Source organism: Mycoplasmatota bacterium (assembly GCA_018394295.1).
Classification (GTDB): domain Bacteria; phylum Bacillota_I; class Bacilli_A; order Haloplasmatales; family Haloplasmataceae; genus JAENYC01.
Genome location: CP074573.1, coordinates 255879 through 276877, shown reverse-complemented (window position 1 = coordinate 276877; position 20999 = coordinate 255879). Strand labels below are relative to the sequence as shown.

General features: G+C 30.9%; 14 protein-coding genes. All 14 read right to left on the bottom strand.

What is annotated here, in order from left to right:
* Nucleotides 1-6: 6 nt before the first annotated feature.
* Nucleotides 7-1014 (bottom strand): carbohydrate ABC transporter permease, encoded by a 1008-nt coding sequence (locus KHQ81_01205; GenBank protein QVK18362.1) that lies wholly within the window; start codon nucleotides 1012-1014, stop codon nucleotides 7-9.
* The gene (locus KHQ81_01200) at nucleotides 998-1957 is read right to left on the bottom strand and encodes a sugar ABC transporter permease (protein QVK18361.1); all 960 of its coding nucleotides are present in this window, start codon (nucleotides 1955-1957) and stop codon (nucleotides 998-1000) included. The genes KHQ81_01205 and KHQ81_01200 overlap by 17 nt, the downstream gene beginning before the upstream one ends.
* 11 nt (nucleotides 1958-1968) lie before the next feature.
* Complete coding sequence (locus KHQ81_01195) at nucleotides 1969-4503, bottom strand: hypothetical protein (protein ID QVK18360.1); 2535 nt, start codon at nucleotides 4501-4503, stop codon at nucleotides 1969-1971.
* Between the two features lie 9 nt (nucleotides 4504-4512).
* Nucleotides 4513-5136, bottom strand: a complete 624-nt coding sequence (locus tag KHQ81_01190) for a YIP1 family protein (protein ID QVK19518.1) — start codon at nucleotides 5134-5136, stop codon at nucleotides 4513-4515.
* A 25-nt stretch (nucleotides 5137-5161) separates the two neighbouring features.
* Nucleotides 5162-6631 (bottom strand): hypothetical protein, encoded by a 1470-nt coding sequence (locus tag KHQ81_01185; protein ID QVK18359.1) that lies wholly within the window; start codon nucleotides 6629-6631, stop codon nucleotides 5162-5164.
* Nucleotides 6632-6640: 9 nt separating this feature from the next.
* Nucleotides 6641-7558, bottom strand: coding sequence for a carbohydrate ABC transporter permease (locus tag KHQ81_01180; GenBank protein ID QVK18358.1), 918 nt, complete (start codon nucleotides 7556-7558; stop codon nucleotides 6641-6643).
* A 1-nt stretch (nucleotide 7559) separates the two neighbouring features.
* Nucleotides 7560-8492: a sugar ABC transporter permease gene (locus KHQ81_01175; protein ID QVK18357.1), complete on the bottom strand. Its 933-nt coding sequence runs from the start codon at nucleotides 8490-8492 to the stop codon at nucleotides 7560-7562.
* Between the two features lie 224 nt (nucleotides 8493-8716).
* Complete coding sequence (locus KHQ81_01170) at nucleotides 8717-11491, bottom strand: extracellular solute-binding protein (protein QVK18356.1); 2775 nt, start codon at nucleotides 11489-11491, stop codon at nucleotides 8717-8719.
* A 25-nt stretch (nucleotides 11492-11516) separates the two neighbouring features.
* On the bottom strand, nucleotides 11517-12179 hold the full coding sequence (locus KHQ81_01165) for a DUF624 domain-containing protein (protein ID QVK18355.1): 663 nt from the start codon (nucleotides 12177-12179) through the stop codon (nucleotides 11517-11519).
* Nucleotides 12180-12187: 8 nt separating this feature from the next.
* Entirely contained in the window at nucleotides 12188-13729 is a 1542-nt protein-coding gene (locus tag KHQ81_01160; GenBank protein QVK18354.1) for a phosphodiester glycosidase family protein, read from the bottom strand.
* A gap of 74 nt (nucleotides 13730-13803) precedes the next feature.
* Entirely contained in the window at nucleotides 13804-17424 is a 3621-nt protein-coding gene (locus tag KHQ81_01155; GenBank protein ID QVK18353.1) for a DUF5011 domain-containing protein, read from the bottom strand.
* A 71-nt stretch (nucleotides 17425-17495) separates the two neighbouring features.
* The gene (locus tag KHQ81_01150) at nucleotides 17496-18962 is read right to left on the bottom strand and encodes a hypothetical protein (GenBank protein QVK18352.1); all 1467 of its coding nucleotides are present in this window, start codon (nucleotides 18960-18962) and stop codon (nucleotides 17496-17498) included.
* A 13-nt stretch (nucleotides 18963-18975) separates the two neighbouring features.
* A complete protein-coding gene (locus KHQ81_01145) occupies nucleotides 18976-19668 on the bottom strand; it encodes an N-acetylmannosamine-6-phosphate 2-epimerase (GenBank protein ID QVK18351.1) in 693 nt (230 codons plus the stop codon).
* A gap of 7 nt (nucleotides 19669-19675) precedes the next feature.
* Nucleotides 19676-20488 (bottom strand): MurR/RpiR family transcriptional regulator, encoded by an 813-nt coding sequence (locus KHQ81_01140; GenBank protein QVK18350.1) that lies wholly within the window; start codon nucleotides 20486-20488, stop codon nucleotides 19676-19678.
* Nucleotides 20489-20999: the final 511 nt, after the last annotated feature.

Below are 20999 nucleotides of genomic sequence, written 5' to 3'. Positions count from 1 at the left end.
TTTTTATTATCCAACGATTCCTGTTCTTTCGACACCTTCAACAAATAATTTTTGTACAAAGAAATACATAATTAATAATGGAGCCATAATCAATATTGCTGCTGTATTTAGTATCATCGATAAGAATAATGGATTTTTAGTAATGTCTCCACCAATTAATTTCCATAGTCCTAGAGATTGTAAGTGACCATGAACACCATATTGAATTGAATACATTGCTGTTGTCAATACTTTAGTTGTATCACGTAAGAATAATGAAGAAAAATATCCATCATTCCACTGCCATACAAAAGCAAATAATCCAACTGTTACGATGGCACCTTTGGCACTTGGAAGCATAATTTTTAGGAATATTTTAGTTGGTCCTGCACCATCCATTTGTGCAGCTTCATCTAATTCCTTAGGAATACCTATAAAGAATTGCCTAAAGATGTATATAAAGATTCCTGATTTAATACCTTGTCCAAATAAACTCATTAAAATAATTGAATATGTTTTTCCTAATAAACCTATTTTTTGAAAATAGATAAATTGAGGTAAAGATAAAGTTGATGTTGGAACAACAATCGTAAAAATGACAAATATAAATAAAATATCACTAAATTTAGATCTTAGTCTTGCAAATGCATATCCTGCTAATGAACAAGAAACAAGTTGTGCGATTGTTGCTAACGTAGATATAATTACTGTGTTTTTTAATGCATTCCAATAGTCAAGTGACGCTATTGCAAGTCTAATATTATCTAATGAAAACTTTTTTGGTAACCATATAACTGATAGATTATTTATTTCACTTGGTTCCCTCAATGCAACAGAAATCTGTTGTATCAAGGGATAAATGATCATAAAAGCTAATCCGTATAAAACAATTGTTCTAACTACAGCCAATCCAAAAGTTTTTGATTTCGAGATTTTTACCTTATTCTTAACTGGATTACTAAAATCTAGGCCATTTTTTACTCGATTATATTCTTTTTTAAGAAATTTTGCTATGTTATTATTTTTTGTCATCATATAAGAATACACCCTTTCTTATAGTTAAGAAAATGATAAATATTAGAATCAAGTTTGTAATAAGGAATACAATTGAGATAGCTGATGATAATCCATAAAAACGATCTTGATCTCTTGCATAATCAATAAAAGCCATAACAGGAGAATCTATAAAAGAATCTACGATTGTATAGATTATTATTGTTAAGAATAACGGTGACACTAATGGAAAAGTAATCTTCCAAAATGATTCGTACTTCGTTGCGCCTTCAATTTCAGCAGCTTCATATAAATGCTTAGGTATTGCTTGAATAGCTGCCAAGAATATTAATATTTGCACACCGGACTGATTAACAATCGTCAATATTCTAGTAACGGATGATAGTAAAAACGTGATATATTTTTGACCAATACCTAATTCTATTAGATAAGCTTCAAATTGAATGTTATCAAAAACACTTCCATAGGTTGATGCTGAAAACATGTTCGAGAATGAACCTCTCATCACGATTTCAATAATATTCGCATTTAGAATAACTGGTATGAAGAACATCATTCTAATAAATGGTCTACCTCTAAATTTACCGTTCAGTAACGTTGCAATTAATAAACTAAAAATTAATATGACTGGTAAATCTATGAGTAATTTTTTATATGATTCCCATAAAACTCGAATAAATGTTTTTTCAAAATACACAAGTTCATTAAAAATATAACGATAATTATAAAATCCAAGAAATTTGAATTGAAGTGCGCCATCTCGTGGTCTAACTTCATTAAAACTATACCAAATTGTTGTGAAAAATGGGTAAGCAAAAAACATTAAAAACCCAATTAACCAAGGTGATAAAAATATTACACCTAAAATCACTTTCTTATTTTTAAAAGACATTGGTTTTTTTATTTTCTTTGCTGTTTTTTTCATTTCCTTAGAAACACTTGCTTTTTTTAGTATTTTTGCCATATTATCACCACCTAAACCAATGTATAGCTATTCGCTAATATCGTAAGATTTTCTAAATCAAAATCAGTATTTCCATAATTAATATAAATTTCTGTACCATCGCTGTATTTAACTCTTCTAACCATTTCATTAATAATTTCATGCTCAACTAATTTTTCATTATATATTCCCAAATTATCTAGTTCGTTATATAAATTTACCGCATCATCATACCACTCACTGTATTTTGTAGAATAATATTGATTATAATCTGTTGTCATTAAATTAAAAGTATCAGAATATGACCAAGTAAAATTAATATTTGACCCAGTCTCAATCGCCTTTAACATATGCCAATTTATATCATGTTTTTCATCTAAATTAATGGCGGTTCCAGCGTAATTAATGCTATCAGAAATAGCTAATTGATAAAATGGTATATCTCCATCCAAGATACTATAATATGAGCTTTCAAGTGGTAAATCCACGATATGATCAAGGTAAGGAGTTGAATAAATATTAGGACTGTGTGCCATGGTTAGGTTATAAGAATCTTCAATTTCTTTGAAATTCTCTTGAATGATAGCTAATGTTTCATTTTTATAATAGAATTTTTTTTCATCATAATGACCAGATAAGATATTTCCATAATCTGATAATGAAATATTTTTAAGTCCATATTTCTTATATTCTTTATTCATACGATTTATATTTGATTCGATTGAATATGGATTTAATACCCAATAAGGATTTTTCGAAATATCAGGTAATAATGTTGCATCATTAAATGGATAATGTGTTGCAACATCACCAGACATTAGTCTAGTTGCTTCTTTTCCTTTTTTAAAATGATCAGTAGTATTTATCTTTAAGAAATCTGTTTCAAAGAATAAATTAATGTCTTCTTTTTTGCAAAACTTCATCAATGAATTAATTCCTTTTTCGCCACCAATTGAATTTTCAATATCTATTGAATTTGGTAATGAATGGGTAATTCCACCATTCATCCAACCACGATAAGATATATCAATATTTTTGATACCATCATCAAGGAGTTGTTGGGTAATTTTTTTAACTTGACTGGTCGTAGTTAATGGTTTTACCTTAGTATAAGGAATACCTAGAAAATGTTCTGTATCACTATATCCACCAAGGAAAGTTAAATTAAGTCTTAACCCCTTGTTCTCTTTTTCTTTCATTCCCAGACTCTTTAAGTAACTATTATATATTTCTGCCATACCTAAGTAGTCTTTCTTTTCTGGGAATCTAAATTCAATTGAATAATCGGTAGAATTTAAATCTACACTCCACATATTTATTTTATTACCAATTCCAAGTAAAGGAAGTACATCCTTCTCACGACAATAAAATCTTGCATATACCTTATTATATGAATCATACTTTTCACTGATATCAGCAATAACTGATGCTGCAGCATCACCTTCCGTAATGATGGCTAAGAAAGCATCATCATTTTTCTTCATCCCAAATATTGGCATCGATGCATTATATGATTTTTCTGGAGCAGAATAAACAGCTTTTCCATAGTCTTTACCATATAATTTTTTTTCATATTGAGTAGCATAAGTTTTACCATTATTAAAATTCATAATAGCTCCTGAACCATCTGGTACAACAATATATCCCTTATCATTGACACTTCCAGCTCCAAAATAAGGTAATAAATCAATATGGGAAATAAGGTAATGTTTATTCTCAAATAATGATTCATTTATTATAGTTGCCTTAAAGCCACTATCTGTTAATGTGTATCTTACACCAACTTCAAAATAAGGTTTCCCCTTATCATCACTAACGCCTTGTACTTCATTATCATATAATAATTCCTGTGCAGTATAATCTCCTTTTTCATATAAAATTCCGTAAATAATATCAATCATATTTTGAGCTAAATTTTCAGGGTTTTTCAATACATAAATACCATATTTTTCATTGTACATATAGTTACTATTTAATAATCTTTTATCTCTTGCTGCGCTTATATCACCTGTATCGATTAACTTATCTAGTTTATCAAATACTAATGATTGCATTCTTTCAATACTAATTCTTAGTGGTAAATCATACACGGAATGATTCGTATCACAAATTATATAAAGCACTTCAACACCATTTGGTATGTATCTAATTAAATAATTTTGTTCTTCAATACTAAATTCATAATTAAGCATCGCTTTTGGGTCTTCAAGTTTATTGTAATACCAAATTTTAAGTGTACTTTGTTGTAACTTTTTTGTACTTCTAACAATTCCCTCAAAATTATCTTTTTCTTGAACATTTGAGGTCCACGTTTGACCTGTATTTGTATTTTCTAATGTAATATGTGATGTAGTCTCATCAATATATAAAGATAATCCCGTTTCAGAGTTTTCTGCAACACTTTTATTTGTGTTAGTTAAGTTTCCATCAGAGACAAGTTTATAACCTGTTTTATCATATTCTTTTCGAGGTTTTCTTAAATCATCTTTATATTCGGTTGTAACCAAAAGATAAATTGCTGTTATCACTATACATAAACTGATTAATTTAATTATAAATGTTTTCATAAAATCACCTTAATATCTTTTAGATATTTCCTTTAGCAAAGCATAAACAAATGTATAAAATTGTCTGATTAACGTAAATATTAGCAACACAATAAACAGAATAACCCCTATCGCAACAATTGTTAAACCTGTAGTAATGAATACTTTGGTAGGTGAATATTCATGTATGCAAATCATTCCAAAAAACATTAAATACACAATTCCCAAAATTCCTATATAATCAATAACATTTAATATTAAAAGTTCTTCATATGTTAAATAATTACTAGCAATAATGACAAAAAATGAAACGATTATATAAGGAAATAAGGAATAACAAACCATCATGAATATGTCCTTTAATTTTCCTTTTCCATCAAAAAGTGTTGTTACATTCCAGTTTGCAATTGAAAATAATAAAACTGGGAATAAAACAAATGAAATTAATTTAATACTATTTAAATCTTTAGGGTTATTAGGATTCATAATAAATCCTATTGATGTAAAACGTAATATTGTAATTAATGAAGTCAATGCTAATAATATTAGAGCAACATACATTTTCCCCTTTTTTTGAAGTTTAAAATCATCATATCCTTTAAAGGGGTGTGAAATGATATACAAAGGAAACTTTACCAAGTCTTCAAATATCATCTTCATATATTTTTTACATTTCATATTAGTCATCCCTTCCTGTTTCTTTTGCTTCTCGGATATTATCTTTTATTGATTTATAAAGTAAATATCCAACAGAACTGAACATTAAAACAACGATAATAGGAAAGTATTTTTTTAGTTGCTCATTTCGATATTCTTTATAAGCTAAAGAATAATTCGTTTTATCGTTTGCTAGTTTAAAATTCTCCATAGATGCTTTATAATCACCTTTAATGTATTGGGTTCTTGCGATACCACGATAAGCTAAATAATAATTGGTGTTATATTTTAGAGTTTTTTCCCAAACTTCTGCTGATTCTTCATAATCACCTTCATAATATAGCCTTGTTGCTTCATTAACTAGTTCACCAAATTTAGTTGGTTCAAATACTGATATTGTGTTATTTGTGGAATCCATTACAAGTAGATTATCATGTACATATTGAATGGTTGTCGCATTACTAAATTTCCCTACCTGCTTTCCATTCCCACCAAATATATATAGTAAATTACCATCAAAGTCATAAGTAAATATTCTTCCTCGGTTAACATCAACCACAGAATATAATCCATAATCGTTGGCTGTAATATCTAATAATAGTGAAGGTCCTGTTGGAACATCTCCATTATCCCACCAAGTATACGATACTTCACCTTTAGGAAAAAAGTAACCTGTTCTTGATAAAACATCAACACCTTTTGTATTGATACGTTTTATCATATCATTACCACTTCCATCACTTGTTTGAGTAACCGTATATAAGAATCCATCTTCATCGACATGAAAATTCAAAAATGTTGTTGGTAAATATAAATTGATTTTATCTCTTTGTTCTTTAGACATAAACATCATCCAGAATCTATCAATAATATTGATAGCGACTTTATTTGTCCCTACAAATCGACTAAATGTCCCATCTGGATCAAGTTCTAATATTCCTTCATATACACCGGTCGCAATAATATACATTTTCCCAGTATTGTTAACAACTATTTTTTCCGGTTTATAATCAACGGCTTCTTCTCCTTGGAAAATCAATTCATCCGGTGTTTTAAATTCTTTATATAACCAGTTATCTTTTATTCTAAGAACTCGACCATTTCCTGTATCAGCAACATATATATATGTTCTTAATTCACCAGATTTATCTAATTCATCTCTTACAAATATACCTTTAGGTCCGTTCATCTTTACTGGATCCATTTCCAAATTTTCAGGAAATTGTTTAACAAATTTATAATTTTCATCTAAGATTACAATCTTATTTAATTTGCCATCCAATAAATAGATATTATCATTGTGTACATACATATCTGTCAGTTCGCCTATTTCAACATCAATTTCAGGTGGAGTAATTGTTTTAACATGTGTGTAAGGGTCTACTGAGTCAATAGGAGTTCCCCAATAAGAGTAGTAGTACCCTGCCTTGACATTAAAAGAGGTAAATAACATGACAATAAAAATTCCTACTATTAAGCTAAACTTCTTCATAACTTTCACCTACTTCATACCTGAATGTGACATTGTGTCAATAATTTTACTTTGAGAAATGATAAATATTGTGATTGGAACGATTAACATCACAACAGATACAGCAGCTGCTGTTCCTGCTCGAGCAATTCCTCCACTAACAATTTGTCCTAAAGCATAACTCAATGTTTTTAATTGTTCTGAGAATATGTATCCACCACCACTAGTTCCCCATAGAGATTGGAATAACAAAATAACAAGTGTTAACCAAGCTGGTTTAGATAGAGGCATGACAACATTCCAAAATATCTTAAACTCATGAGCGCCATCAATTTTTGCTGCCTCTAACAAACTATTGGGTATGGTTTCCATAAATTGTTTCATTAAATATAAACCTAATGGAAATGCGAAAGCAGGAATGATGACTGCAAAATGAGTATCAATTAGTCCAAGCCAACTCATTATCATAAATACAGGTGTGCTTGTAACCGCACCACTAAACATTAATGAATAGATTATTAGGGTGAAAATAAGTGTTTTCCCCATAAATCGATGCTTAGCTAGTGGATAGGCACACATTGAAGCAATAAGGACATGCCCTACTGTACCAACAAAGGTAATGAATATCGTGTTAAATATATATCGAGACATAGGAACCCAAGTTGAACCTATCAAATTTAATAAGTCACTGAAATTTTTAAATGTTGGGTCAGATGGAAATAATTTAGGTGGAAATATAAATAATTCATGAAGTGGTTTAAACGCATTCGCGATAATAAATATTAAAGGATAAGCGCTGAATACACTAAATATAAGCAAGAATAAAAATATTACGATATTTCCTGATCTTGATCTATTAATACGTTTTTTTCTTTTTATTCTTCTGCGAACGAGTAAATTATTGTAGATATTTTTCACAATTTTCTTTAATTTTGCAATCTTTTCCATCCTAGCTACCTACTCTTCTTAAGAATTTTTGAACAACTATGTTAGAAGCTAACATAATCATAAATAATATGGTTGCAATCGCGGAAGCATACCCCATTTCAAAACGCATACCACCATAATCCATTAAATGAAGTACGATTGTATGACCTGCATCCTCAACTGATGGATATCCTGCAATTGCTGCTGATACATCCGCGACTCCAAAGGATGCTGTAATTTGCATAACTGCTCCAAATAGAAGTTGTGGTCTCATTTGTGGTAAAGTGATATACCATAATTCTTGCCATCTATTTCTGACACCATCGATTGCACCAGCTTCATATAATGAAGTATTCACATTTTGTAAACCAGCTATAAATGCTAAGAACGATACTCCTAAACTTAACCAAAATTGGACAAGTATAATAATCCATATAACATATTTTGGATCTTGAAGCCAAGTAATTGGCTCAGTTATCAATCCATTCTTTAATAAAAAGGAATTAGCATATCCGTACATATCACTTGAAAAAATTAGTTTCCACAATAAATATGCATTACCAGATATAGATGGTGCGTAGAATACTAAAGTCATGAACCATCGCCATTTTTTTGGTAATTCATTGATTAACCAAGCAACCACAAAGGCCAAAATAAATGAAATTGGACCTGTGATAATCGCAATAATTAATGTATTCTTAATGGCAGTGATAAATAATTCATCTTCTAAAAATAAACGGATATAATTATCAAATCCCACAAATTTAGGGAATTCTAATAAATTAAAGTTTGTGAAACTTAATACTATTGACATGAACACTGAGAGAACTGTAAATGTTCCAAAAATAATTAAATATGGAGCCATTAAATAATATGAGTATCGATCTTTATATATTTTTTTCTTGAATTTCTGAAATTTTGATTGTTTTTCCATTGTAATTGATTTATCGTGCATATTAACAACCCTCTCTTTTAATCTAAACCAAATTCTTCTCGTTTACGGGCTATTTCGTTATTAATTTTTCGATCATATTTATACATCGTATCTCTTGGGTTCGTTGCAATATTATAAGACTCCCTGAAAGCATTATTCACATATCTTCCCACAATATAAGAACCTGGAACAACAGGAATACCTTCTGTATTATGTATTTGTTCTTTTAAAATGGTGTGATATTTTTAAGGCCAAGGCAATTGATCAAGTGTTTCTAAGTTTGCAGGAGAATGTCTACCTGCTTCCCCAAAAATACCTTCCATCTCTCTTGAATATCTTATTTGAGTTTCTGATGATGTCCACCACTTCATAAATTCCCATGATGCTTCATGACTATTATTCTTTTTGAGCATAACAACAGCAGATGTAGTGGAAGTGGTTGTATTATCAATTAATTGTTCAATCATACCAGTATCAGGATTTGTTACATAAATTGGATCTCCATTTTCATCCGTTTGAGGTGTTCCTGGTATAGGGACAAAATCCCATTGGCCTCTAATTTCAGGTGCGAATACACTTAACGAGTTATATAAAGTATAATAATCAATTCCTATTGGCATTTCGCCACTTCTAAATCGATTTACAAAGTTAGCCTGTATTGAAAAACTATACTTACTGAAGAAATTCGTATAATCAACAAAAGCATCTAATGCTTCATCTGATAATAAATCTGTTCTCGCTCCACCTTCAGCATATAATTTTCCTCCATATTGATTTAACAGAGAATAAAATACTGGGTTAAGCGCATTTAAATCTTCATATTGTGGTAAATAGAACTCTAAATGATTTCTTTGAAGAACAGGAACTATATCTATTACTTCTTGCCAAGTTTTTGGTGGAGTAATTCCTAACTCTTCTAAAATGTCAGTTCGATAAAACATAACCATAAAATTTTGACTTTCAGGTAAACCATAACAACCTTCATTATAATAATAAGGCGTCATCGCACTTTCAGTAAATCTATTAGTTACTTCTTTAAAATCTTCAAACTTGCTGATATCATAAATCGCATTTCTCATTGCATACTCTACAGGTAATGATTCTCCTGTAAACATTGCAACATCAGGGCCTACACCAGCTAAAGTTGAAGGTAATAACACACCAGCATTAACCAGTTTAAGATTTACTTTTACCTTATGTTGATGAGTAAATGTCTCATCAACTAATTGCTTGAGGATCATTGCTTGATCTCGCCCAGTCCCTTGAAGCCAAACCGTAATTTCTTCATAATCTTCTGTATCACCTTCATCATTTTCTATCAATGAATAATCAACAAAGAAAGATGAAAAGAAAGATGTGATTTGATACCATAGTTTTTCAAAAAAGTTAGAATGGGCTCTTGGTAATTCATAATTATCATTATGGATTACTAGATAGTCAATTGATAATGGCTGTTCTCTTGCTGTCATTGTCCATGCCCCTAAAGAAACAATATTATTTTTAAAGGAAGCTAAATTTGATTGTATTTTTCTAACATTTTTAGAAAACATATCAAGTTGCATTACTGTCTTTTGGATGACAGAAATATTAGAACTATACTCACCAGTTATTTCAACTATTTGATCAATCGCGTTTTTCAAATTATCGGAACTATCTTTAAGTTTTTGAGGTAAATTTTCAATTCTTTTTTCTAACTGATAATCTCTATATACGTCTGGAGATACACCTGTGAATATAATAATTTCACGGTATAAGGTATTTAGATTATATATTTCTTGCTCTACGGTTTCGATAATAGGTTCATATCTACCTAAGGTATTTTTTAAAGTGATTTTTCTAGTTCCTTCTTCTAAATAAAATAAATAGGCACCTTCATCGTCTCCAAAAGTGACATTTTGCCAATCACTTTTATAAACTATCTCAATATTAGCAGCTTCTTTAAATGGTATTTCTCCATCAATAAATAAACTTCTTGTTGAGAATGAACCAGCTTTCATATTCTGAAGAGCTTTCATTGAAATATTATATAGACCAGTTTCTGGTACATCAATTTCCCATTCAATCCAATCTCCGACAGCTCTCCAATTGTATCCACCAATACAATTTAATCTTAATTGTGTATTATGAAATGGTTCTGTTCTAATACTTGTTCTATCTATTTGTGGATACAATGTTGGTGAAGACTGAAGGACAGAATCTTCTCCTTGAATAGTCAATTTCTTATCGCTTTGATTAAAAGAATTATATTGTTGTGAATAATCTTCATAAGATATTCTTTCATCTATTTTATGAATGATAATTTTATCAATCAATAATGGCTCACGAATTGCTGTTAAAGAAATGGTATTTTTACCTTCTGTTAATTCAAAGAAGTAAGGTTCAAAATATCCTTCCTCATTTTCTAGAATTCTTTTATGCCATTCTGGTTTTTCAATTCTTGAAGGTCTTACATCATTTTTACCATCAATATGTTTTACTGGACTTTCATTTCCCCATAGACGATAAAAAGACACATTACGCATTTCAGTAAAAGGTATTTCACCGTTTATTGCAATCTCACGCTCAGGATTAGAACTCTTACCTTCATAAGGATAGTAGTAAATTTCAATATTGTAATATCCTGATTCTGAAACATTAAAATCCCAAGTAACTGTCCCTTCTTCAGGTGTTAATAATGCTTCTCCTTCTAACCCTTCATAATCACTTAGTACGTTTACCTCTAAATCATCTGCAGGGTTTGTTAAAATATTATCTTCATCGTAATTTGGAATCCCATCTGATAGCAATGAATAATCATAACCATCTATTACGATTTCTTCATCAGGATTCTCTAAATTACTAAGTTTTTTGTATTTGTTGTCATTAAATAGTAAATACTCTAACTTTTCAATATGGTTTTCTACGTCTTTTTCTTGTATCGCATTCATATTAAGAGCATAAGCATCTTCATCAGTTCTCATACATACAGTAATTAATACTATAACAAGAAATACTGATATATATAGTAGTTTCTTAAGCATACTCTCATCACTCCACATTATTTTTTTAGCTAAAATAATAATTTTCTATTGGTGTATCATTATTTGTCAATTTTTTATAGGTCGAATTAAATAGTTTCAAATATATATAGATTGGAATAGTAACTGAAATAAAGGGAATAGTAGGCGGTTGAAATGATATTAAAAGAATCCACCCAAAGGATATAAGTACCACTAAGATGGTTCTAAACGGATAGGCAAATACCATCAATGTAGAGAATTTTATGATTCCAATGGGTTTTAATTTATTGAAATACATATAGACAGGAAATAAATGTAATAGCATACCAATTATTAATAAATCTATCGATAAAATAACAAATAAACCAACAAAATGAAACATTGACCCATTTTGACTTATTGCGTACTCATAAAAAAACATTGTATTAAACGCAAATATTCCTATAATAAGTACAATCATAATAAATAATTTCTGTAATTTAATATAATCTTTTTTCATTACTATATAGAAACTCTTTATGAGTGATACACCAATATCATTGCTTTCACATTGTAATAAAACATAAGTAGCAGCTAGGGCAGGGAATAAAGTAAACACTCCTAACCCTAAAATACTTATTAAAATTAATAATAAGTTTATTACAATTAAATTAAAAGCCTTATCGAAGAAGTGGTAGAGTTTACTGTCTATATATTTTTCAAAATTCATTTTATCACCTAACGCTTCCTTTTGATCGTTACTCCAAGGGCTCCAAGGGCTCCAATTACCATAACTCCAACAATAGCAGAAATAATATAAATATTAGTATTATTATTATCATTATCATTGTCATTGTTATTATCTATCGGAGTATCAGTAGTAGTAGTATTTTCTGTAGTAGTTTCAGTTTCGGTCGTAGTAGTTTTACATGCTTCTAAATTACTATAAGCTTCGCAGTTAGGCACCTCTTCTGATAATTCACTACCTACTGCTTCTACAAATAAAACAGCATTCCCAACTGGTCGTAAAACCCTATTATCATTCGATGGTCGATTAACTACCTGTAATTCATCATTTACTCTTAAAATAAATGTTGTTGAACCACCACCATCTAATTCTATCGCATCTTTAGCACCTAAATCATAGGCAAGTTGAGCTTGAGCTCTTGTAGTAAGTCCTGTACTATATCCTGATTGTCTTCCATCAATTACTTGAATAAAGAATTCTCCATCAACGGTAACTCCCAGAGTTGTTCTTGGATGTGTCGAAGTTGGACCTACTGCTATACTTGTTCCTTCTGGTGTTATTTCTCTATTTAATACTAATTTAGTTCTTCCACCAACAACATAATTTAAATTTTCAAACCCTGAATCACTATAATGTTCTTTTTCTAAAATCTCAATTTTCTGTCCATTTTGTAATGTTTCATAGAAAAATTGTGCTTCACCACTTATGTATTGTCCGAAAGAATTAACTGCTATTCCAATATGACCTGAAGGTATATCTACTAAACTATTCGTTAATAGTTCTTGATTACTATCTCTAACAATGTTCGCTTTAATCGGATAATCATAATTATTGTTTTCGACTTTTGCAATATACTTTCCTGTAAATGTTCCGTTTATTTGTTTAGAGGCTGGTGTATAAATACCAACTTCTCCTCCAATTACCATTTTATCTAATTTATCAATGTCAAAATCTTTATAATTGTTATCATCAAGATAAACGCGTAATATCTTCTTTTTCTGAGTATCCAGTGTTAGAACCCCAGTTTGAATCTTATACTCACCTTGATTATTAAAACCGAAATTAGTTAATTTAGTTTCCCATCCATAAACAATTTCTTTCCCATCTTTCATGTAAGTGTGCAAAGTCTTACCCACTAGATTTTTATCTTGTGGATATGACATCAAAAAGAAATCTCCATTTACAGCAGCGTATACTTTTCTACCAGTTTCTTCTTCAAAATTCTTTGCAATCTCCATAACAGTAGCTTTTTTATAATGATTAGCATCAATATAATTATCCCAAAGTACCATATCAACATTACTAGATTTTTGATCAAAAGCTGCTTTAAATGCAACTCTCTTTATCCCATCATTGCCAGCTATTTCGAAACGTTCATATAATATATCACTTATTTGTTCATGGTCGTATTTAGTTACATCACCAAGATTTAGTTTAAAATCCTGTGCCTCATCTGCAGACACATAGATTGAGTTAGTAAATATAAAACTTAATATGATTCCTAAAAATATTTGTTTAATTTTTCTTCCCATATTAGACCTCTATATTAATAGATTTAGTTATATGGGGATAAATCCCCATATAACTAGTTAGTGTAATTATTAAATTAATTAGGTAATACGACAGTAGTTCCAATCGCATTAACATCTGTAGTACCAAGACCTACAGCGTGGTCTCCACTAGTATGAACAAATGCTTTATAACCTGCTGTTCTCCATGTTTTGTCGGTATTATTAATAGCTGTGAAAGCTAATACATAACCATTATCTGGTACAATTAATCCAGCTGTTGGTGTAGTTCTTGTCCAAGTTGTTGCTGCTACACCTGTAGGATTAGTTTCAGTAAATTCAAAACCATCACCAGCTAATCCATCTCTAATTTCTACTACTTTACCTGTTTCATCTAATACAACTAGTAAACTATATTGGTAAAAACTTCCATAATTAATACCATTTAATTGACTTTGGTCAACTGCATCCCAGTATGCTTTTGTATATAGATGTGAACCTTGTACAGTATGATAAGATGCCCAATCTACTGGATTTTCAACTACAAGAATGTCTTCAGTTCCAACTGTAATATGAGGAAGAACTATTTCAGCAAACCATTTACCTTCAACGAATGTTCCAAGCGCATTTACATCTGTAGTACCTGGAGCTGTTTTGTGATCTCCACTAGAATGAACAAATGCTGTATATCCAGCTGTTCTCCATGTAGTATCTTCACCAATTTTAGTGAAAGCTAATACATAACCATTTTCAGGTACAACTAAATCAGCGGTTGGTGTTTGTGCTGTCCAAGTTGTTGCTGCTACACCTGCTGGATTAGTAGCAGTAAATTCAGTTCCAGTTAATCCATCTCTAATTTCAACTACTTTACCAAATTCATCTAATATAACTAACAGACTCCATTGATAAAAACATCCATCATTAATACCATTTAATTTACTTTGATCAACTGCATCCCAAAATGCTTTTGTATAAAGATGTGAACCTTGTACAGTATGATAAGATGCCCAATCTGCTGGGTCTGCAACTACAAGAATGTCTTCATTTCCAACTGTAATATAATCTTGTTCAACATATTCAGCGAACCATTTACCTTCAACGAATGTTCCAAGCGCATTTACATCTGTAGTACCTGGAGCTGTTTTGTGATCTCCACTAGAATGAACAAATGCTGTATATCCAGCTGTTCTCCATGTAGTATCTTCACCAATTTTAGTGAAAGCTAATACATAACCATTTTCAGGTACAACTAAATCAGCGGTTGGTGTTTGTGCTGTCCAAGTTGTAGCTGCTACACCTGCTGGATTAGTAGCAGTAAATTCAGTTCCAGTTAATCCATCTCTAATTTCTACTACTCTACCAAATTCATCTAATATAACTAATAGACTCCATTGATACAAACATCCATCTTCAATACCATTTAATTGACTTTGATCAATTGCATCCCAAAATGCTTTTGTATAAAGATGTGAACCTTGTACAGTATGATAAGATGCCCAATCTGCTGGGTCTACAACTACAAGGATGTCTTCATCTCCAACTGTAATAAAATCTTGTTCAACCTCTTCAACTTCTTCAGTGAACCATTTACCTTCAACGATTGTTCCAATCGCATTAACATCTGTAACACCCTCTGCAGGAGCTCCACTAGTGTGTACAAATGCTTTATAACCTACTTCTTTATCAAGATAATATGCTAATACATAACCATTTTCTGGTACATTTAATCCAGCTGTAGGAGTTTGACCTGTCCATGATGTAGCTGCAATACCTGAAGGATTTGCTTCAGTATATTCAAATGCAGTTGCTCCATCTCTAATCTCTACAACTTTTCCTGATGCATCTAAAACGACTACTAGACTCCATTGATACATACATCCATCACCAATATCTACTAATTGGCTTTGATCAATTGCATCCCAGAATGCTTTTGTATATAGATGTCCATTATGTACATTGTAATAAGTTGCCCAATCTGCTGGGTTTTCTACTACTAAAATGTCTTCTTGTCCAACTGTAATAACATTAGGGAACCATTCCCCTCCAAATACTTTACCAATTGGGCTTAAATTTGCATATTGTTGTGGGTCTGATGAATCATTAGTTCCATCAAATTCTTGATCAGTAAGTAAATTTTTATAAGCCCATGTTCTATATTCATTTGTACCCGCTGCATGTCCAAATCCAATAACAAATCCACCATCAGGTACTGTTAAATTAGTAATCATATCAACAGCCCAAGTTGTTCCATCAATACTACCCCATACACTTTCGTCTGGTGCTGCACCATTTGGGTTATCTACTGTATAGTGTCCGAATGGAGCACCCCATGCAGATCTTACCTCAACGATTCTTCCGTATTGATCTGTTACGGCTACTACTGCCCACTGATAAGAATTTGTTGCCCAATCAGCTACATTAGCATCCCAATATTCTTTTGTGTATAAATGAACGCCATCAACAGTCCAATTAATTGGATTTTCAACGACAGCAATTTGTGAATCTCCTAATGTTAAGAATTTTTCTTCAGGAGCTACTTCAGAGTTTACTACTACTTGACGACGTGCAGTAACTTTTCTAAATCCATCATAATCTGCACTATATTCAATTATATAGATACTAGGTTCAGTTGTAGTTACTTCAGAAACTTCAACATATTCAGTATCATCAAATTTTAAAATCTTTGTTTCTAATGTAACGTCGTTTCCGTCTTCATTATCTGTTACAGTAACACCTTCCATTACATCAAATGTATCATTTACAATAAGTTCTTTTACGAAATCATCTTCAGGAACTGTAATAATAGGAAGTTGATTACTTGCATGATCAACAATCACTTCTGGAAACTGAATTTCAATTTCTTTTCCAAGACCTGCTCCACCAGCCATTAATGCATCACCAAATGCTCTAGGTGAACCTTCTTGGTTTGAACCATCATTGATAAATACCATAACATGTCCACCATCTGGAACTGTTAAATTAGCAAATCCAGCATGTAGATTTTTGTACTCATTATCTTGAGTACCATTTGACCAAATACTACATACTTCAATTCCATTTTCTTCAGAGTACTGGTTACAGTTATGATCTCTTAATAGAACAATCTTACCATCAGCATCTGTAACTGCAATATTTGTCCAACCTGCATAAAGACGATTTGGATAGTTTGCATATAACCAGTCAAAATAATCTTTACTAAATACACTGACTTTTGTTAAATCAAAATGCCATGGGTTAGTAACTTCGTTACCATTCTTATCAAATGAATTTCCCATTAAGAATTTTGGATTTAGTAGTGGATTGTAAACCATACCATATTTATTACCGTCAACAACCACTGCTGGCATTTTTTCAAGGACAGTTAAGTTTCTTGTTGCAGTTTCTTCATTACCTGAAGAGTCTGCTACACGATAAGTAATAACATATTGTCCTGGGACTTCATTATTGAAATCACCTTCTTCAACAGTAACAGAACCAGTAATATCGCCATCTTTATTATCAGTAGCTTCTACACCAGTCATTAACTCATAATTTTCTCCAAACATAATTGTTACATCTGTAGGAGTTACTTTTAATAATGGTTTTATTGTGTCTGTCTCTATTTCTGTACTTGTTTCTGTCTCTGTTCCAGTTGTTGTAGTACTTTTAGGCTTGTTACATCCTGCTAATGTTAATCCAAAAACCAAAAGAATTAACATCATACTAAATAATTTCTTCATTTTATTCCCTCCTATTTACTTTATATATAATATGTTTTCACATATTACGAACTATAGTTTTGAAAATATAATCAATTATTGAACATGTTCTCTATTGATTCTTTCATATTTTCTGACATTATTTTCATTGTTGCACGAACATTATTTTCTTTTACTGCTTTATTAAGCAACACGATGCAACTATCATCTTCTAATCCAAATGCATCTATTCCTAATCCGTATAATACCTCATTGTGTGCTTTGTCTAGTACATCTAGATGCGCATTAACTGATTCTTCATCAGCATAATACTTTAAAAAGTCTATTGATAAATCTATAAATGTATCCTGAAGATCTCCAAAATATAATAGTTCACTATGAATCATATGAATAGTTTCTGTAGACAACATCATATGTTCATATCCTTCAGGAACATCATCATAACTACTACTATAAACATAGGTTGCTGCTCCCCAAATTTGCGTAATTGTTTTGTATTCAGCTGTTCCATCAACCACATGTTTCCCTTTAGGAAATGGTACAAAACCTATATCAAAATTTGCTTCTCCCATTCTTGATGAATCAAACAAATGCCAATGTGCACCAGGATTAAAAACTACTTTACCTTGTTTGAAGTTTTCTTCTGTTGAATAAGCATTATCGACTTCACTTATCCACATTCCTGGAATTGCATACATTTCAGCTAATTTCTCAAGAGCCTCAATTGTTTCTGGGTTTTCCACACCAATTTCCAATGAATCATCTAAATAAAATCCACCATTAGCTGGAACCATTCCATCTGTCCAGTCATATACTTTACCACCCATTGGATATTCTCCATTTTGATTGTCTAGTTTAGTGTTAAGTTCTTTAATAAACGCTTCAAAATTGTCCCATGTCCATTCTCCATCACGCCACATTTGAGATGGTTTATTTGGTGTATAACCTAACTCTTCTAACAATTCTTGATTGTAATAGATTCCAATATCTGTAAATGGGTAAGAATCATCATATCCATAATATTCGTCCTTGAACTTCACAAATTCTTTTTTATACTGCATGAATTGATCATGAGCATATTTATCATAATACTCTCCAATTGGTACAATCGCTCCTGCTGAAGCAAGAACAGGGATAGAAGATGCAGATATATTATAAATATGTGCTGCTGCTTGCCCAGTTACCTCAGAGTTAATGATATAGTTATCACGTGGTGTTCCCCATGATGCCTTAGCTGGATAACCAACATATTTGACTTTAACATGATATTTTTCTTCTACACGTTTTTGATTTTCTTGTTTCTCTCTTTGGTATAACCCTTCATAGGTATCACTAAAAGGGTCAGCTGTTTTCGGATTATTTGCCATAATAATGAAATCTTTTCCTTGGAAATCATAATTATTCTCTTCTTTACCGTCTTCCGAACACTTCGCTTGATTTGGATCTTCTTCACATGATTTAGACTCAGTTGTTGTAGTTGTCTCAACTTTTTTTTCAGTACAACCCGTGATGAATACGCTTACACATATAACGAGAAGAAATAGACTTATTTTTTTCATTCTCTTACCTCCACTAATTTATTTTTTTCATTCCATCTACATAATGTTTTGTTATTAATTGTGGTCTCGTAATTGCACTCCCAATTACTGCGCTATAACTAAATTCCATACACTTTTTTAAATCTTCTGAACTCCAGATTCCACCTTCTGCAGTTAAAACTGCATTTTTTATTTCCTTTGATAGTTGTTCAACAAGTCGAATATTAGGTAAATTCACATCACTTGTATAACTTGTATAACCACTAAGAGTCGTTGAAATTAAATCAAACCCTAGTTCATCAGCTTTTATTCCTTCTTCAAATGTAGAAACATCTGCCATTAAATAAATGTCTGGATATTTCTTTTTAATTTCTTTATAAAACTCATCAAGTGTCACGGAATTTGGTCTTAATCTGTCCGTTGCATCAACTGCGATAATGTCAGCACCAGCTTTTACTACTTCCTTAACTTCTTTCATAGTAGGGGTTATGTAAATTTCTGAATCAGGATAATCTTTCTTCACAAGACCTATGATTGGAATGTTTACTTCTTTTCTTATTTTTTTAATATCCTTACCAGAATTAGCTCTAATAGCTACCGCCCCTCCCATCTGAGCTGCAACAGCCATTCTTGCCATAATCTTTGAACTATGTAATGGTTCATCTTCTAATGCTTGACACGAAACAATCAGACCTGGTTTCAGTATTTTTCTAATCAAAATAATCACTCACTTCTTAATCTATTTTTCTACTTATTGCTTCCGCGGCTTTTCTTTCGTTATTTGAAATTTTATTCTTATCGCTCAATACAACTCCAGTGTACAATAAATCCAACATATATAATTGAGATATTTTAGCAACAAATGAGCCCCCATCTAATGGTTTTTCATAACCTGCTGTTTGCATTGTTACATGTGCATATTTTGCTAGTTTTGAATTAACATTGTTTGTAAGGACAATAATCTTCGTACCATTTTTATAAGCGATATCAATTGGTTCAAATAGGTCTTTGGTACTACCTGATAAAGAGATAACAATGATTACATCTTTTTCTGTTAGTGTTCCTGAAAGAATCGTCTGAAAATGCGAATCAGTAACCGCTTTGCATTTAAGACCACCTCTCATGAATTTTCCTTCACCTTCAAGAGCAGCTAAACCTGATGCCCCTACACCATACAAATAAATATAACCAGCACCTAAAATTAGATTAATTGCTTCTTGTAATTTCTCTTTATTTACAATTAACTTCGTTGACTTTATAACATTAATCATGTTTTTCTCAATTAGATCGACATAATCTTCCGATTCATCATTTGTTTCAGATGCATATTGTTTAGCTAATTCAATCTTGAATTGATAAAAACCTCTATACCCTAATTTTCTACAGAAACGAACGATAGTTGATTCACCAACACCTATTTCTCTAGATAAATCAGCTATTGAGAAATACATAACATTTTCAATGTTTTCTTCAATGTATGTCGCAATTTCTTTTTCTGATTTTGTTAATTGACTATAATAAGCTTTAAAATATTCGTTTAAAATCATTAAATAGCCCCCAAATATTTAATTTTGAAATAATCCACCATTTTTTTTAATCATTTTTGGTGTATAATTCTATTTTAACAGTATCGACCCTATTTGTAAATGAGAAACTTAAAAAATTTGTCGAAAAATATCTATCAATAAAAATATATTTTAAACTAATAATTTATTGTATTTATATACAGATATTTTTACCTTTAAAAATCATTTACAAAAATTAAATAAATTCAATTATACCTTGATATACTAAGATACTTAACTAATCTGTGTTCAATATTTTATTTCTTATAATTTCTAAATAAAAAGCAGTTACATTATTGGTAAAATAGGCATAGATTGAAATCGTTATCTAACTAAATTCTAACGCAAAAACCTTGAATTAAATAGATGAAAATTTTTCCTTTTGTAAGCACTTTCCTAATCGAATTAAAAATCAAAGCGAAACGACTAAAATTCCTGTACTTAAATTTGGAAGATAATTCCTTACCCAACCGGCTGATAAAAAACCAAAAAA

Bases quoted from the DNA above. Each gene is read 5' to 3' on its own strand.
- KHQ81_01205 (QVK18362.1), bottom strand. From the start codon at position 1,014: ATGATGACAAAAAATAATAACATAGCAAAATTTCTTAAAAAAGAATAT.
- KHQ81_01185 (QVK18359.1), bottom strand. From the start codon at position 6,631: ATGAAGAAGTTTAGCTTAATAGTAGGAATTTTTATTGTCATGTTATTT.
- KHQ81_01140 (QVK18350.1), bottom strand. From the start codon at position 20,488: ATGATTTTAAACGAATATTTTAAAGCTTATTATAGTCAATTAACAAAA.
- KHQ81_01160 (QVK18354.1), bottom strand. From the start codon at position 13,729: ATGGGAAGAAAAATTAAACAAATATTTTTAGGAATCATATTAAGTTTT.
- KHQ81_01190 (QVK19518.1), bottom strand. From the start codon at position 5,136: ATGATATTTGAAGACTTGGTAAAGTTTCCTTTGTATATCATTTCACAC.
- KHQ81_01175 (QVK18357.1), bottom strand. From the start codon at position 8,492: ATGCACGATAAATCAATTACAATGGAAAAACAATCAAAATTTCAGAAA.
- KHQ81_01170 (QVK18356.1), bottom strand. From the start codon at position 11,491: ATGCTTAAGAAACTACTATATATATCAGTATTTCTTGTTATAGTATTA.
- KHQ81_01195 (QVK18360.1), bottom strand. From the start codon at position 4,503: ATGAAAACATTTATAATTAAATTAATCAGTTTATGTATAGTGATAACA.
- KHQ81_01180 (QVK18358.1), bottom strand. From the start codon at position 7,558: ATGGAAAAGATTGCAAAATTAAAGAAAATTGTGAAAAATATCTACAAT.
- KHQ81_01150 (QVK18352.1), bottom strand. From the start codon at position 18,962: ATGAAAAAAATAAGTCTATTTCTTCTCGTTATATGTGTAAGCGTATTC.
- KHQ81_01165 (QVK18355.1), bottom strand. From the start codon at position 12,179: ATGAATTTTGAAAAATATATAGACAGTAAACTCTACCACTTCTTCGAT.
- KHQ81_01155 (QVK18353.1), bottom strand. From the start codon at position 17,424: ATGAAGAAATTATTTAGTATGATGTTAATTCTTTTGGTTTTTGGATTA.
- KHQ81_01200 (QVK18361.1), bottom strand. From the start codon at position 1,957: ATGGCAAAAATACTAAAAAAAGCAAGTGTTTCTAAGGAAATGAAAAAA.